Origin of the sequence: Anaerovorax odorimutans DSM 5092 (assembly GCF_000426305.1) — a bacterium.
Lineage (GTDB): Bacteria > Bacillota > Clostridia > Peptostreptococcales > Anaerovoracaceae > Anaerovorax > Anaerovorax odorimutans.
In genome coordinates, this window is the sequence record NZ_AUFC01000016.1 from 21,423 (window position 1) to 36,931 (window position 15,509).

Consider the following 15,509-nt stretch of genomic DNA (forward strand, 5'->3'; position numbering starts at 1 on the left):
GTGCTAGCAACTTGCTGGCACTTTTTAATACAGTTTTACATTCACATAATTTTTTCATATAAATATTTTACATTAAATTATAAAATTAATAAAACTCTTATTTAAAAAAAGATTTCTGTCTCATGCTTCTTTTGTCTTGTCATAAGGTTATTTACTGCTTCTTTTGCATCTATTTTCTCATTTATCACATTATAGATACATTCTGTAATAGGCATTTCTACACCTGCTTTTTTAGCTAATTCATAAGCAGCTTCTGTTGTAAACATGCCTTCTACTACCATTCCTACTTCTTTTATTGCATCTTTTGGTTTTTTTCCTTCTCCAATCATAATGCCACATCGTCTATTTCTGCTATGCATACTTGTACATGTAACTATTAAATCTCCCAAACCTGAAAGACCTGAAAAAGTTTCTATCTTAGCACCTAGCTTTACTCCCAGTCTGGATATTTCTGTGATGCCTCTTGTCATCATAGCGGCTTTTGCATTGTCTCCAAAACCCATTCCATCTGAAATACCTGCACCGAGGGCTATTATATTTTTTAAGGCACCTCCTAATTCAACTCCAATAACATCTAAATTAGTATAAACTCTCAGTCTCTCTGTCATAAAAACATCCTGTATATATTCTGCCAATTTTAAATCATTAGACGCAGAAACAACAGTTGTAGGCATTGCAAGTCCCACCTCTTCAGCATGCGATGGTCCAGACAATACAACATATTTTGCATCAGGTAGTTTCTCAAATGCAATTTCAGAAAGCCTCATGAGAGTTTTTTGCTCAATTCCTTTAGCCACATTAATTAAGACCATTTCTGGCTTTAAATATGGCAAAGCATTTTCAAAAGCATTTCTGAAATGCTGCGCAGGTGCTGAAAACAATACAATATCAACGTCTTTTATTGCTTCTTGTATATTTTCTGCTGTCCTCAAATTATCACAAAATTTTATTCCGGGAAGATATCTTTTATTTTCCCTGTTTTCTTCTAATTCTTTAATATGTTCTTCATTTATATCCCAAATTTTTACATTATGACCTTTATTACTTAAACTGATTGCAAGTGCTGTTCCCCAACTCCCTGCTCCGATTACAGCAATTTTTTTAAACATTTCAATCTCCTTTTAACCCATTTATTTTTTGAAACTAAACTTAGGTTCCTCACCTTTTAATAATCTTTTTATATTTTCACGATGCTTTATAATTACAATAACAGCCATTATACAAAGCCAAAGAAGATATTGAGGACAAATAAAATATGATACTATAGGTAATGAAACTGCTCCTATTACTGATCCTGCCGATACTCTCTTTGTTATTGCCATAACAGCTAATGCAATAATTGCTACAATAATTCCTAAAATATAATTTACAGTAAGTATGATGCCTATTCCCGTAGCAACACCTTTACCTCCTCGAAAACTAAATGCCATAGGCCAAATATGCCCAATAAATGCAGCTAATCCACATATTACTGCAAGTTGTTCTCCACCTAATAATCTACCAATTATTACTGCTAAAACACCTTTGAAAATATCGATGAAAAGGGTCGCTGCCGCAGCTTTTTTACCAAGAGTTCTAAGCACATTTGTAGTCCCTGCATTTCCACTGCCTTGCTTTCTTATATCAATACCGTATAATTTGCCTATTAGTATTGCAGGAGAAATATTACCTAGAAAGTAAGAGACGATAACTGATATAATCGGTATGATTACATTAGACATAAGTCTCTTCCCCCTTTTCTCTGAAAACAAACTTTATAGAAGTTCCTTCAAATCCAAATCCTTCTCTTATTTTATTTTCAAGGTATCTGGCATATGAAAAATGCATAAGCTCTCTGCTATTTACTTTAAAAGAGAAAAGCGGCGGTTTTACTCCCACTTGTGTACAATAATAAATTTTCAATCTCTTCCCTTTATCGGAAGGAGGCTGATTCATCATAGTTGCATCAGCAATAAGACTGTTTAACTGCCCTGTAGGAACTCTAAGTGCCCGCTTTTCAGCCACATATTTTGCCATATCTATTACATTATTAAGTCTCTGCCTATTTAATACAGAAATAAATACTGACGGAGCATAAGACATAAAAGTAAGCTGCATATCTATATCTTTTTGAAATTTATTCATTGTCTTAGTATCTTTTTCAATTAAATCCCACTTATTTACAACAACTATAATTCCCTTACCTGCCTCATGTGCCACTCCTGCAATTTTCTTATCTTGATCAGTGACTCCTTCTACAGCATCTATCATTAAAAGACATACATCACAGCGTTCTATTGCTGCAATAGCTCTGATTACACTGTACCTTTCTATATCTCCTGTTACTTTACTCTTTCTTCTTATTCCTGCTGTATCAATTAAAATAAATTTATCATCACCTCTTGTAAAAGGTGTATCTATTGAGTCTCTAGTCGTTCCTGCAATATTGGAGACTATAACCCTCTCTTCTCCCAGCAATGTATTTATTAAAGAAGATTTTCCCACATTAGGTTTACCGATAACTGCTATCTTTATTGTATCATCATCTTCATCATCCTGATCCTTTGGAAATTTCTCAACTATTAGATCAAGCACATCTCCAAGATTTAACATATTTGATGCAGAAATGGCAATAGGTTCTCCAAGCCCCAGTTCATAAAAATCATAAAAATCTTCGGGAAGCTTTGGAGTATCAATTTTATTTGCAACCAGTATTACATCTTTACCGGTTCTCATAAGCATGTTTGCAACTTCTCTGTCAGATGCAGTTACTCCTGCTCTTCCATCTACCATAAACAGAATTACATCTGCCATATCCATAGCAATTTCTGCCTGCATTCTCATCTGTGACAAAATTATATCTTCACTGTCAGGCTCAATTCCTCCTGTATCTATCAGGGCAAAAGAAATATTGTTCCATTCTGCTTCTGCATAAATTCTGTCTCTTGTTACACCAGGAGTATCTTCAACAATGGAAACTCTCCTTCCTACTACTTTATTAAAAAATGTTGATTTGCCTACGTTGGGTCTTCCAACTACAGCTACAATTGGTTTCGACATTCATTTTTCTCCTTTAGATTATTAAAATAGATCTTATAAAAAAGTGTAAATACGAAATTAAAGATTTCTATTTGCACATATTGGCAGTTTAATAATCTGAATTCTGCCGATTATTAATGTGCTTTTTTTAATATTTCTTACATAATAAAACTTATTATTCAAAGATTGCTTCTGCGAATTCTTTAGGATCAAATTCCTTTAAATCATCCATTCCTTCGCCAACACCTATAAATTTAACAGGCATTTCAAATTCATCTGATATGGTAATAACAATTCCGCCTTTTGCGGTGCCATCCAGTTTTGTTAACACAATACCTGTGATCTCCGTTATTTCTCCAAATTCCTTTGCCTGTGAAATAGCGTTTTTACCTGTTGCCGCATCTAAAACCAAAAGAGTCTCTCTATGACCTTCAGGCCACTCTCTTGATATGACTTTATTCATTTTCTCAAGCTCAGTCATAAGGTTTTTCTTTGTTTGCAGTCTTCCTGCTGTATCACATATAAGTACATCTATATCCTTTGATTTTGCAGACTGCACAGCATCAAAAATAACTGCTGAGGGGTCTGCTCCTTCTTGATGTCTGATAACGTTAACGCCAACTCTTTCTCCCCAGATTTCAAGCTGCTCACTTGCTGCTGCTCTGAACGTATCTGCCGCTGCAAGCAATACTGTTTTTCCCTCATCTTTGCATTTCTTTGCAATCTTTGCAATTGAAGTAGTTTTGCCTCCCCCGTTTACACCTATCATTAAAATAATAAGGGGAGTTTCTCTGCAAAGCTTATGTGCATCTCCTTTATCTATTGTATTCTTTATAATTGTTTTAATTTGATTCTTTACCACATTAGGATCTTTAAGTCCCATATTTTCAATATCATCTCTGAGTTTTTGAGTAATTTTCATAGTTGTATCCATGCCTATATCTGATGTAATAAGAGCTTCCTCCAATTCATCAAGCATTTCTTCATCCACTTCACCCTTTGCGAAAATTACCTTATCTATTTTTTCTTGTAATCGTCCGAAAAGGGACTTTTTAATACCAAAAGCCATAAATCATAATCCTTTCTTTATATTTAAATCATTACATTCTAATTTTTCACCGCAATAAGGGCAGTTAATTTCTTTATCGCTGAAAAGCAGATTAAACAAGTATATCCTTACACCTCTACTTCTGCCACAGTTTGGACATCTAATATATTTACTTGCAATTATAAAAAAAATAATAATTGTACTAATACCTAAAAATGTAAATACAGTATTATAAAATCCAAGTATTAAAAAAACAATAGCAATTATAAATAAAATCGCCGCTATTTGCAACCATTTACGGTTTAAAGTTTTTATATCCTGCATTAATTAACCTCCATTTTATTATAACTCAAAATTATCACCCAGTTTTAAAGAAATAATCTTTGATATTCCCTGTTCCGGCATGGTAACACCATAAAGTACATCTGCATATTCCATTGTAGCTTTTTGATGTGTTACTAACGTAAATTGTATTTCTTTAAAATTAGTTAAATATTTTGCAAATCTATCAATATTTGCGTCATCAAGTGCTGCTTCAACTTCATCCAAAATGCAAAATGGAGTTGGTTTTGTTTTTAAAACAGCAAACATTAATGAAATGGCAGTCATGGTTTTTTCTCCACCTGACATAAGATTAATATTTTGTAACTTCTTGCCCGGCGGCTGTGCAATAATTTCAATGTTTGAATCCAATGGCTTTGTTTCGTCATCCAGTTTTAATTCTGCAGTTCCTCCACCAAATAAATTATAAAAAGATTCTTTAAAATTTATGGCAATTTTATTAAAGCTATCTTTAAAATTACTCCTTATTGTTCTGTCCATATCATTGATGATATCTTTAAGAGTATCCATTGCTTTTAATAAATCATTTCTTTGTGCTGTTAAAAAATCATATCTTTCTTTCACTGATTCATATTCTTTAATAGCTCCGATATTAACTTCACCTAATTGTTTTATTTTGTTTTTAATATCCTTGCTGTCTTTTAAAGCTTCGCTCATATTAAAATCTTTTTTCTTAAATTCTATAGCCTGCAAATATGAAATTTCGAACTCATCCCACAGTTTATTTTTATAATTGTCTATTTGAGTTTCATTTTTAACCTGTTTAATTTCAAAATCATACTTTTGATTTTGAAATTTATTTAACTTTTCGTCAATAGTTTTCTTATTATATTCAGTTTCATTTATCTTTTTTATAATTTCGGTTTTCTCTTCTTGAAAATCATTTAGAGTTTTTTCTAATTGTATTTTCTCATCTTCTTTGGTTTTTAAAACATTATCTAAATTTGTACTGTTATCATTAAGATTATTTTTTTGTATTTGAAGCTCCTTTAAAAATAATTCTTTTGTCTCGATTTCACTTTTAAGCTCACCTTTATAATTTTCTATTCTCTTAATAATATCCTCTATATTACGCTTTTTGCTTTCTTCAGCCGCAACATCAATTGTCAGCTTTGTAATCTCATTATTGATTTTTTCTAAATTAACTTTTTCTGTTTCATAATCTGTAGTATCTGTTTCTATTTGTTTGGTTATGTCATTAAGTTCTGACTGCGTTTTTTCAATAGCTAAATTAATCTCATCAATCATTAATTTAGAGGAATTTTCTTCTTCAGTAATGCTATCCAGCTCTTTTCCCCATTTTTCTTCACTAAATCGCAGTTCAGTAATTTGAGCAGAAATTAAATTGATTTCGTTTTCTTTAACAAGTAATTCCTTTTCTTTTTCTCTATGAAGAATATCTCTTTTTTGAAGTTTTTCTAATTTAGAACTTATATCAATCCGAAGTTTTTCAATTTCCTTTGTAATATCAGCTTGTGATTTTTGCATAATTTCTATCTTATAAGCCATCTTTTTTATTTCAGCCTTACGAACTAAAAGATTTGCCGAATTATTGCGTAATACTCCTCCGGTAATTGCTCCTCCTGAATTTATTACTTCACCTTCCAATGTTACAAAACGCAATCCTGAAGTAACTTTCTTTGAAAGTTTTACTGCATTTTCAAGCTTGTCCACGATAATTACTCTACCAAGAAGGTAACTCATTACACTGCTGTACTTTGAATCAAAACTTACACATTGTACAGCTATACCCTTAAATCCTTCTGCATTTTTTAATAAATTATCATAATTGGCACTGGAAGCTTTAATATTTTTAATTGGTAAAAAAGTCAACCTGCCTGCCTTATTAGCTTTTAATTTAGCTATTGCTGTCTGAGCGCTTTTATCATCTTCGCAAACAATATTCTGCATTGCACCGCCAAGTGCAGTTTCTATTGCAATTTCAAATCCACTTGGTACTTTAATCAATTCGGCAACTACTCCGTTTATACCAGGTATTCTGGATTTCATAACATATTTTACAGCATTATTATACCCCTCATAGTTACTTTCCATTTCTTCAATGGTTTTTTTTCTTGTAATAATTTCTCCTAGTGAGATGCGCTGCTCTTCATATTCTTTGCTTAATTCTTTTTCTTTTAAAACTAATTTATTATAAATGTCTCTTTCAACTTTAATCTCATTTTCAACAGTTAAGATATTTTGAGAAATAATATCCTTTGCAGCCTTTGCTTCTTCATATTTACCGGAAATCTCCAGATTTATACTGTCAGATGTAGTTTTTTCCGATAATATTTGTTCTTTTCTTTTATCTAATGTACCTTTAAGGCTTAGGAGACTGTTTATTTCACTGTTTTTAACATTTATAATCTTATGTAAATCATATATTTTATTTTTCTTGTCATTTATTCCTTTAGACTCTGTATTTAAAATATAATTTCTCTTAGTATAATCATCATTTTTTAATTCTAATTGCTCTTTTAGTTCTTTTAAGTTTTCATCAATTTTTTGTTTGTTAACAATTAAATCTTGTGCACTATTTTGTTCCTTGGAAATTTTTTCATTTATCAAGCTGATTTCTTCATGCAGTCTTATATTATCTTTTTCTATGGTAAATAATTTTTGCTTTGTCAACTGACCGTCATTAACGATGTTATTGATTTCTTCAACGTTTGAGAAAAGCTTGTCCCTAATTTCATTTAAAGCTTTTTCTAGCTCTTCATTGCGGGTTTGATATAATTCAAGATTATCATCTATAGAATTTTTTTCTTTTTTATATCTTGTTATTTGATTTTCAGACTCTACGAGTTCAGCTTTTATATCTTTATTTTTCTCCTCTATATTTTCAATTGTTTTCAAAGTAATATTAATATCTAAATCCCTATATCTATCTCTTAAATTCAGATATTCTGTGGCTTTTATACTGTCATTTTTTAAGCCGTCAATTCTTGACTCTATTTCATTTATAATGTCATTAACTCTATCTAAGTTACCACTTGCTGTCTCTAATTTTTTTGCTGACTCAGCTTTTTTTGTTCTGTATTTTACAATACCTGCAGCTTCTTCAAATATTTGTCTGCGAGTTTCAGGCTTACTGCTTACAATATCTGCAATCTTCCCCTGACCGATTATAGAATATCCATCTACACCAATGCCGGTATCCATTATCAATTCTCTTATATCTTTCAGCCTGCATTGATTGTTATTAATAAAATACTCACTTTCTCCGGATCTGTACATTCTTCTTGTGATTGCTATCTCGGAAAAATCTATGGAAAGCATACCTTTTGTATTATCTATAACAAGGGTTACTTCTGCCATACCTCTAGATTTTCTGCTGGCTGTACCTGCAAAAATAACTTCTTCCATCTTTCCGCCTCGCAGCATCTTAGGACTCTGTTCTCCCAAAACCCACCTAATGGCATCAGAAATATTGCTCTTTCCGCTCCCGTTAGGACCTACAATACAGGTAATTCCGCCTTGAAATTCTATACTTACAGGTTCTGCAAAGGATTTAAATCCATGCATATCTATTCGTTTAAAATACAAGAACCTCTCCCCTCTCTATGCCCTCTTTTGCTGCATTCTGCTCTGCTTCTTTTTTTGTTCTGCCGCATCCGTTTCCTATAACCTTACCATTAAACAGTAAATTCACATAAAAAGTTTTATTATGATCAGGTCCTTCTTCTTTTTCTATAATATATCTAATGTCTGCTTCACCTCTTGCTTGAAGAATTTCCTGAATATCCGTCTTATAGTCTTTATACAGTTTTCCATTTAATGCATCTTCTATAATTGAACCGAATATAGAAAGTACAAAACTTTTAGCTGCTTCAAATCCCCCATCTAAATAAACAGCTCCTATAACTGCTTCCATAGCATCAGCTAATATAGAATTTCTGCTTCTGCCCCCACTGTTTTCTTCACCTTTTCCTAAAGAAATCAGTTTTCCCAAAGACAAAGACTTTGCACAACGAGCTAATGATCGTTCACATACGATAGACGCTCTAAGCTTCGTCAGAACACCTTCTTCCACATCCCATAATTTTTTATATAATTCATCACTTATAACTGCATCAAAAATAGCATCCCCTAAAAACTCTAGTCTCTCATTATTTTGCTCATCTTTATTATGGTGGGCACGATCGTTTTTAAATTCATTTACATAGGAACTATGAGTTAAAGCCGTTTTTAAAAGCTGTATATCATTAAACTTATATTTTATTGCCTTTTGAAATTTAACTTCATTCACTTATTACAATTTCCTCCATTTCCAGTACTGAATTTTGTATCGTTTGTACTACATTATTTTTTGCGTATGGAATTCCTTTAATAATAGTATTTTTTACTGCATTTGCATTTGATGATCCATGCATTTTTACAAGAGGCCCTTTTACACCTAAAATCGGTGCACCGCCATATTCGGAATAATCAAATTCACGTTTTAATTCTTTCAATTTCCCGGAAAGTAATAAAGCTCCGAGTTTTGAAATGGTTCCCTCTGTAAATTTATTTTTCAAAAGTTTTAAAATATTCCAAGCCAGTCCTTCTGTTAGTTTCAAAATTACGTTGCCGATGAATCCATCGCAGACTATTACATCACAAATACCTTTTGGTACATCTCTTGCTTCTATATTTCCTATAAATTTTATAGATTCACTTTTCAAAAGCATTTCATGAGCAGCTTTTAATACAGTAGTTCCCTTGGTTTCTTCCGTTCCCATATTTACAAGACCTACTGTAGGATCTTTGTAATTTAATACTTTTTCCATATAAATGCTGCCCATGGTTGCAAATTCCAACAAATTATTTGGTTTACATTCTGAGTTTGCACCTGAGTCTACCAAAAGAGAAACTCCCTTTCCCAAAATGGGATAAGTGCTGGCTATAGCAGGTCTGTCAATTCCTTGAATTCTTCCTAATATAAATAATCCTCCTGCCATTATTGCACCTGTATTTCCCGCAGAAATAAATAGATCTCCTTCACCTTTTTTTATCATGTTGATACCTTTTACCAGGGAAGATTCCTGCTTTGTTCTTACAGCTTTAACCGGTGCATCATCGTTAGTGATTACATCACTTGCATGAACTATACTTATATTTGCTTTATTATAATTATATTTCTTTAATTCCGCTTGTAATTTTTTTTCATTTCCAACTAAAATAATTTCATCAGTTATTTGTTTTGATGCTTCGACAGCACCTTTAACAATCTCTGCTGGTGCATTGTCTCCTCCCATTCCATCTAGCACAATTTTCATATGTCTCTCCTGTTCTATCTATTCTTAAGTAACTTCATCAACTCAAAATTGATTTTGTTTTACGTAATCCTACTAACTATTTAAAATAGTGTTCAAATCCAAGTCAAATTTAATGCCAACTTTTATATAATTTTAAAACTTTCTAATTAATTCTACATAGTAAAATTTGACACTTATACAAATTAAACTATATCATATAAAGATTTAAATTGCAATTTTTCACAAATAAAAGAAAACTTTTACTCCTCAATTTTTAATATTGATACTTCGTAAGCAGTTTTTATTATTACATTTTCATCTTCATCTTTTTTCCTGTATTCTCTGCTTTGAATTCTTCCCTCTACAGTGATTTTTGTTCCAACTTCAAGCCCTGCAGCATAACCGGCATTTCTTCCCCATGCAATACATGGTATGTAGTCTGATTTATTGTACATTCTGTTTACAGCAAGCATAATATCACATATTTCTCTTCCTAATGGGGACATCCTGTTTATTGGCTTTTTACAAATAAAGCCTTCTAAACAAATTTTATTCACATGAGTAAATTCACTTTCTTCTATAAGCGAGAACTCTCTTACAAAAACTATTATATTAAGTTTATTCTTTCCCTCCTCGACCTCATTATATGTCCTGATTTGACCTTCTATTTTTATATTACTTCCCACATCAAAGGTAATATTCCATATAAGTCTTTCAGAAACAACGATTTGAATGCAGTCTCTATATCCACTTTTCCGATTTATTCCCATTAAAAATGAATAAAATACTTCTCCATAGGATTTATGACTAAAAACCGGCGATGATAAGACTTCCCCTGTAAGTTCCGCTTTATTTGTTTCCATTCTCTAATTCCTCCCCCTTGTTTTTAATTTAGACCCGTTATATTAAATATTTACAGGTTATTTTTGCATTAAAAAATGAACTGTATCTACAGTTCATTTTATTCTTTATCTCATTTTTTATTACATAAACAAAAGGAAAGTTAAAATATTATATAGGTTAATTCAGATTCTCAAGCAATATATTCGCAATAATATTTACATCCTGCAATGCACCTTTACCTAAATCACCACAGGCAAGGAGACTTTCTTTTGGCTCAATAAACTTATAACCATAGCCTGCAAGTTTTTTAATATTATCTTGAACTATTGGGTTTTCATACATTCCTGTATTCATAGCCGGCGCAATATATATTGGCTTATCCCTTATTGCCATAACTACAGTAGAAAGCATATCATCTGCTATACCATTTGCAATCTTACCTATAATATTTGCAGAAGCCGGTGCTATAATACATAGATCTATTTTCTTTGCTAGGGAAATATGTTTAATTTCCGATGGTGTAAATTCTTCAAATGTATCTGTATAAACTCTGTTTTTTGTAAGAGATTGAAAAGTCAGTGGTTTGATAAATTCCTGTGCACTTTTAGTCATAATAACGTCCACATTTATGTCTTTTTTTACTAAAAGGCTAGCAATTTCTGCGGCTTTATAAGCTGCAATACTGCCTGTTACACCTAATAAAACATTCTTCATTTGCACTTCTCCTTATTTTTTACTGATTCCACTACATTCTTTACTATGATTTCAGCAATTTCCTTTTTAGTATTCATCTTTACATAACTCTTATCTGGTGATATCAAATATCCTACATGACCGCTTTCAGTAATTTCCGATAAATCATTGGCCATTACAAAATCACATCTATTTTTATTCAGCAGTCCAAATCCAACGTCTATTAACTCTTCGTGAGGCACTTTACTTAATAGCTTAAACCCTACGAGAACCACATCTTCTTTTATCTTCTTAATTTGACCAATTACTTTAGGTGTCTTTTTCAATACAATTTTTATTTCTTCTATTTCAGAACTGATTTTTTTATCTGCATCCACCTTATGTTCACCTGTCTCATCACATGCTAAAATATAGTTTACTGTGTAATCACTTACTGCCATAGCATGTATTACTGCATCTATTTTTTTAGTTGAAAGCAAGAAATTAAGCTGAGAAAGTAAATTATCAACGCCTTCTATTGATATATTTTCCACTTTATCTGAATTAATTCTTTCAGCACTCTTTCCACAAAGGTAATAAATATTTTCAATATCATTTTCATCTGCTTCTAAAAAGCCATTGGCAATTTCCTTAGCAAGTCTTCCTGTGGAGTTATTTGAAATTACTCTGACGTCATCTATCTTTTCGGTTGTTCCTCCTGCTGTTATAACTATATTCATTACTTTATTTCTCCTTTTGTAATCTTTAAAAGTGCAATTGAGAATTGAAAAATCTTACAAGTTTAGGGTTTTAGAATTAATAATCTTAATCTTTTTTACAATTCCTATCTATATAACAAAGTATTTTTTGCTGTTTTAAAATAGATTTATAGCTTAATCTTCAACTTGTTTTCCTGTACTGTCCATATGATAATTTTTTTTCATAATAAGTTTGCCAACAGGTACAATCTTATACCCTTCACTTTGTAGCTTTTCTAAAATCAAAGGTAAATATTCTTCTACATGATTTGCATTATTATGAAATAATACAATTGAACCGGGTTTAACATTTCTAGTAACTCTTTCTACAATTTGCTCTGTACTTATATCTTTCCAATCCAAACTATCAATATTAGATTTGAAATACAACTTTATCAAGTCTTATCATTTTATTTATATTTAATGATATTGTAGTTTAATAATATTATTAATCTTTATACCTTTAAATATTTAAATGTACTTTCCTTCTTTAATATTTTTATTTTCTCTATCTTTAAAATCATATGTTGATATTTTTATTTCTAATAAAAATAATAAGAATACTATAACATATTTTATTTATAATGTTAAAGTATTCTTTATATTATTCATCTTTATTTTTTAATTTTTAATTTAGTCTTTTATACTTTGTTTTTATTTTATAAAGGGCCTTTCTTCCATTAATTATTAATTTTTTAACCTTTCTACTAAAAGGTTTTGTATATCATTTTACATAAGATAAATAATTATCTATTTACATTTTATATAAAGTTATTGATTATTTTATACTTTCCATTCAATGCTTATAGTTTCATTTTTTACTGTAATTTGCTTAATCATATCTCTTGCTACTGCCTTTTTTTGCTCCATTGAACTTTTATCCCAATTATCTATACATTTTCTTATATCATCATAATAACCAGTTCTTGCATCAACCATCTCTTTTTGCAGTTCCTTCTCTAAAAGCTCTTTTTCTTCCATCAAATTCTCAGCCTTATCATTTAGCAAACGTGTTAATGTCTCTCCCCCATTACATATTTGAGTTACAATATGCTCTATCTGTTTTTCCACTGCAATAATTTTTAATTTTATATTATTTATTAAAGCAGTATCCGTATTTTCTAAACTATATTTTGTATTATTCATTTCATTGATTCTATCAAATATTTGACTTCTTACTGCTTCTTCTATCTCTTCAACATTTTTACCTTCAAGAAAATCATTGCAGGCATTATAAGAACGATGACCACTGCAATAAAATTTTTTATATTTTTTCTTTGTTACAACAACTACTAAACTATATCCGCAATATCCACATTTTATTATTCCAGACAACCAACTGTGTTTTCCCTTTCCCGCATTACCTATTTGCACATTACTATTTAACTTTTCCTGACATCTTAACCATGAATTAGAATCAATAACACCATCATGCAATGCAATTGAAAGTACATGATCATCTAATCTTGTGTATTTCCTTTCACTTCGTTTTCGTTTTCCATATAAAAAACATCCTTTTTGCCCAACAAATTCCGAAATACCATTTTCTATTTTTACACCTTTATTGTTGTAATATGTATATACCTCTGCATCTGCTTTTACATAAGAAGGATTATTAAGTATCCTGCTTATTTTTGAGGACTCCCAGTTACCGCCTTTTCCAGTCTTTATACCTTGATCATTAAATGACTTTGCTATATCCCCTAAACTCATATTAGATAAATATAAGTCATACATTTTAAGTAAATTAGGCAGTTGGACTTCATCTGGAGAATACATGCTTGTCTTATGTCCTTCAACACTCACGTATATTTTTTTAAACCCGTAAGGAGGTGGTCCCCCCATATAATAACCCTTTTTTGCTCTTGCATAATAGTTATGAGTAATTCTTGTTTGAATAGTTTCTCTTTCCAATTGGGCAAATACCATAATAATATGTAGCATTGCTCTTCCTATAGGTGTTGATGTATCAAATGTTTCAGTAGCTGATGCAAATTTAACTTTAAACTTTTCTAATGTTCCTATAATATCTGCAAAATCCAATATTGAGCGACTTATCCTGTCTACTTTATATACAACCAATTTTGTATATATACCACTTTCAAAATCCTTTATCATCTTTTCAAATGCTGGTCTGTGGGTATTGCCTCCACTGTATCCTTTATCTGTATAAATTTTATATGCCTCACCATCTTCTATGGTTTTTATGCAAAAATTTATTTGTGTATCTATGGAGATACTATCTTTTTTGTCTACAGATTGACGAGAATAAATAGCTATCATTTTATTGTCCTCTTTTAAATTAAAGTTTTGTCCTCACCTAAATTGTTATATTCTTTTAAAATATTTTTTATTAACTCCTGTTCTGCCTTTTCTTTATCTTTATTGTCAGAATAAATCGGACTTATATTTTTTATAATATACCCGGATATTTTTAATTCATTTACCATATAAAAATCTCCCCCTTATTCTTTTTTATAACAATATGAATATAAAGGCTTGTTTATGTCTTAATAATAATATAAATAAATATTAGAATAGTTATCTATTATTTCAATAATTTCTATTGCGCTTATATTAATACTATGAGGAACTTTAAGATATTAGATATATAAGAAAAATAAATTTTAAGGCAGTATGAAAAATTTTTTTAAAATATTGATTATTTTTATAGTAAGCATTATCGCAGTATGTTTGGTATATACCATGTTTCAAGAACAAACAATGTCTCCATATTCAGCATTTTTTAATACTGTTGAAATTACAGGCCATACATTAAATATTCATGGAGTCGTAGATGCAACAGCATCAGGATTCAGAGGATATAGATATTCAATAAAAGATAAAACTCTTATTCTTACCATAAAAGATGTAAATATATTTTCACTGTTAAGAAATAAAGTTGGACCTGGTGATATAGACATAACAATTACAGATGATAACATATCAGAAATAAATAAGATTTACCTATTAGATGATGATAATTATTATTTAGTATGGAATGAATCTGAGGGAATAAAACGTAGCCCTTTTGATATAATAAAAAAATCTCAAATTTATAAATGAAATAGTAATTAAAATGGAGCATATCAATATGACAGCTCCATTTTCTTAATAGTTTTATTTTAATTAAAATTGATCATCACTTACATATCCGCTGCTGGATTCATGCATAGAAGCTCTTCCGTGAGACATATAAAATACTTCGAAATTTTCATTATCTGATGATCCATATATTTTACGTGCATTATTGCTTTTTTCAAGCATCATATTTTTATATTTTTCATCGTTTGTAAATTTAATATTGCCTGTTAATTCTACATAGGTTGAATCATCTTTGCCTGTTACGCAAAAGCTTGCTTTTGGATTTGATTTAAGCTGAGAATAAACACCTTTATCTTTTGAAGTATAAAAGAATATACCATCTTCGGATTTAAATCCATATTCAAATGGTCTTACATAGGGTTGATCGTCAACAGAAGTGGCTAAGCTCCCATATTTATTGTTTTCTAAAAATTTTACTATTTCTTCCACTATCTTAATCTCCTTTCATATATTTATCTATATTTTTTGAGATACAATTTAAAA

16 protein-coding genes are annotated in these 15,509 nt (G+C 30.6%); 1 reads left to right on the forward strand and 15 read right to left on the reverse strand.

Annotated elements, in window-relative coordinates; genetic code table 11:
- Positions 1-101: 101 nt before the first annotated feature.
- The 14 genes from K292_RS0107060 to K292_RS18570 form a co-directional block, all read right to left on the reverse strand.
- Positions 102-1,109 (reverse strand): NAD(P)H-dependent glycerol-3-phosphate dehydrogenase, encoded by a 1,008-nt coding sequence (locus tag K292_RS0107060; RefSeq protein WP_027399249.1) that lies wholly within the window; start codon positions 1,107-1,109, stop codon positions 102-104.
- 21 nt (positions 1,110-1,130) lie between these two features.
- A complete protein-coding gene (plsY, locus tag K292_RS0107065) occupies positions 1,131-1,721 on the reverse strand; it encodes a glycerol-3-phosphate 1-O-acyltransferase PlsY (RefSeq protein ID WP_037372758.1) in 591 nt (196 codons plus the stop codon).
- Positions 1,714-3,039, reverse strand: a complete 1,326-nt coding sequence (gene der / locus K292_RS0107070; protein WP_027399251.1) for a ribosome biogenesis GTPase Der — start codon at positions 3,037-3,039, stop codon at positions 1,714-1,716. The genes plsY and der overlap by 8 nt, the downstream gene beginning before the upstream one ends.
- A gap of 154 nt (positions 3,040-3,193) precedes the next feature.
- Positions 3,194-4,087 (reverse strand): signal recognition particle-docking protein FtsY, encoded by an 894-nt coding sequence (ftsY, locus tag K292_RS0107075; RefSeq protein ID WP_027399252.1) that lies wholly within the window; start codon positions 4,085-4,087, stop codon positions 3,194-3,196.
- Positions 4,088-4,090: 3 nt separating this feature from the next.
- A complete protein-coding gene (locus K292_RS0107080) occupies positions 4,091-4,390 on the reverse strand; it encodes a hypothetical protein (protein ID WP_027399253.1) in 300 nt (99 codons plus the stop codon).
- A gap of 18 nt (positions 4,391-4,408) precedes the next feature.
- Positions 4,409-7,957 carry a chromosome segregation protein SMC gene (smc, locus tag K292_RS0107085; RefSeq protein ID WP_027399254.1) on the reverse strand — a complete coding sequence of 1,183 codons (3,549 nt, stop codon included), beginning with the start codon at positions 7,955-7,957 and terminating at the stop codon, positions 4,409-4,411.
- Complete coding sequence (rnc, locus tag K292_RS0107090; protein ID WP_027399255.1) at positions 7,947-8,660, reverse strand: ribonuclease III; 714 nt, start codon at positions 8,658-8,660, stop codon at positions 7,947-7,949. Before rnc ends, smc begins: the two co-directional genes overlap by 11 nt.
- Positions 8,653-9,669, reverse strand: a complete 1,017-nt coding sequence (plsX, locus tag K292_RS0107095) for a phosphate acyltransferase PlsX (protein WP_027399256.1) — start codon at positions 9,667-9,669, stop codon at positions 8,653-8,655. Before plsX ends, rnc begins: the two co-directional genes overlap by 8 nt.
- Before the next feature lie 239 nt (positions 9,670-9,908).
- Positions 9,909-10,511 (reverse strand): single-stranded DNA-binding protein, encoded by a 603-nt coding sequence (locus tag K292_RS0107100; protein WP_027399257.1) that lies wholly within the window; start codon positions 10,509-10,511, stop codon positions 9,909-9,911.
- Positions 10,512-10,668: 157 nt separating this feature from the next.
- On the reverse strand, positions 10,669-11,205 hold the full coding sequence (locus tag K292_RS0107105) for a flavoprotein (protein WP_027399258.1): 537 nt from the start codon (positions 11,203-11,205) through the stop codon (positions 10,669-10,671).
- Positions 11,202-11,903 carry a phosphopantothenoylcysteine decarboxylase domain-containing protein gene (locus tag K292_RS0107110; protein WP_027399259.1) on the reverse strand — a complete coding sequence of 234 codons (702 nt, stop codon included), beginning with the start codon at positions 11,901-11,903 and terminating at the stop codon, positions 11,202-11,204. The genes K292_RS0107105 and K292_RS0107110 overlap by 4 nt, the downstream gene beginning before the upstream one ends.
- Before the next feature lie 153 nt (positions 11,904-12,056).
- On the reverse strand, positions 12,057-12,320 hold the full coding sequence (locus K292_RS0107115; RefSeq protein ID WP_156900494.1) for a polysaccharide deacetylase family protein: 264 nt from the start codon (positions 12,318-12,320) through the stop codon (positions 12,057-12,059).
- Between the two features lie 384 nt (positions 12,321-12,704).
- Entirely contained in the window at positions 12,705-14,204 is a 1,500-nt protein-coding gene (locus K292_RS0107120; protein ID WP_027399261.1) for a recombinase family protein, read from the reverse strand.
- A gap of 14 nt (positions 14,205-14,218) precedes the next feature.
- A complete protein-coding gene (locus K292_RS18570; protein ID WP_156900495.1) occupies positions 14,219-14,371 on the reverse strand; it encodes a hypothetical protein in 153 nt (50 codons plus the stop codon).
- A 187-nt stretch (positions 14,372-14,558) separates the two neighbouring features.
- On the opposite strand from K292_RS18570, the gene K292_RS0107130 reads away from it, so the two are divergent.
- Positions 14,559-14,987, forward strand: coding sequence for a hypothetical protein (locus K292_RS0107130; protein ID WP_027399262.1), 429 nt, complete (start codon positions 14,559-14,561; stop codon positions 14,985-14,987).
- Between the two features lie 63 nt (positions 14,988-15,050).
- On the opposite strand, the gene K292_RS16335 is transcribed toward K292_RS0107130, so the two are convergent.
- Positions 15,051-15,455 carry a pyridoxamine 5'-phosphate oxidase family protein gene (locus tag K292_RS16335; RefSeq protein WP_051280472.1) on the reverse strand — a complete coding sequence of 135 codons (405 nt, stop codon included), beginning with the start codon at positions 15,453-15,455 and terminating at the stop codon, positions 15,051-15,053.
- Between the last annotated feature and the right edge of the window lie 54 nt (positions 15,456-15,509).

What these genes read in the sequence shown, in the direction of transcription:
- K292_RS0107080 (WP_027399253.1), bottom strand. Translation starts at nt 4,390, where the DNA reads ATGCAGGATATAAAAACTTTAAACCGTAAATGGTTGCAAATAGCGGCG.
- K292_RS0107100 (WP_027399257.1), bottom strand. Translation starts at nt 10,511, where the DNA reads ATGGAAACAAATAAAGCGGAACTTACAGGGGAAGTCTTATCATCGCCG.
- plsX (WP_027399256.1), bottom strand. Translation starts at nt 9,669, where the DNA reads ATGAAAATTGTGCTAGATGGAATGGGAGGAGACAATGCACCAGCAGAG.
- plsY (WP_037372758.1), bottom strand. Translation starts at nt 1,721, where the DNA reads ATGTCTAATGTAATCATACCGATTATATCAGTTATCGTCTCTTACTTT.
- der (WP_027399251.1), bottom strand. Translation starts at nt 3,039, where the DNA reads ATGTCGAAACCAATTGTAGCTGTAGTTGGAAGACCCAACGTAGGCAAA.
- K292_RS0107060 (WP_027399249.1), bottom strand. Translation starts at nt 1,109, where the DNA reads ATGTTTAAAAAAATTGCTGTAATCGGAGCAGGGAGTTGGGGAACAGCA.
- K292_RS0107110 (WP_027399259.1), bottom strand. Translation starts at nt 11,903, where the DNA reads ATGAATATAGTTATAACAGCAGGAGGAACAACCGAAAAGATAGATGAC.
- K292_RS0107120 (WP_027399261.1), bottom strand. Translation starts at nt 14,204, where the DNA reads ATGATAGCTATTTATTCTCGTCAATCTGTAGACAAAAAAGATAGTATC.
- K292_RS0107105 (WP_027399258.1), bottom strand. Translation starts at nt 11,205, where the DNA reads ATGAAGAATGTTTTATTAGGTGTAACAGGCAGTATTGCAGCTTATAAA.
- ftsY (WP_027399252.1), bottom strand. Translation starts at nt 4,087, where the DNA reads ATGGCTTTTGGTATTAAAAAGTCCCTTTTCGGACGATTACAAGAAAAA.
- K292_RS18570 (WP_156900495.1), bottom strand. Translation starts at nt 14,371, where the DNA reads ATGGTAAATGAATTAAAAATATCCGGGTATATTATAAAAAATATAAGT.
- K292_RS0107130 (WP_027399262.1), top strand. Translation starts at nt 14,559, where the DNA reads ATGAAAAATTTTTTTAAAATATTGATTATTTTTATAGTAAGCATTATC.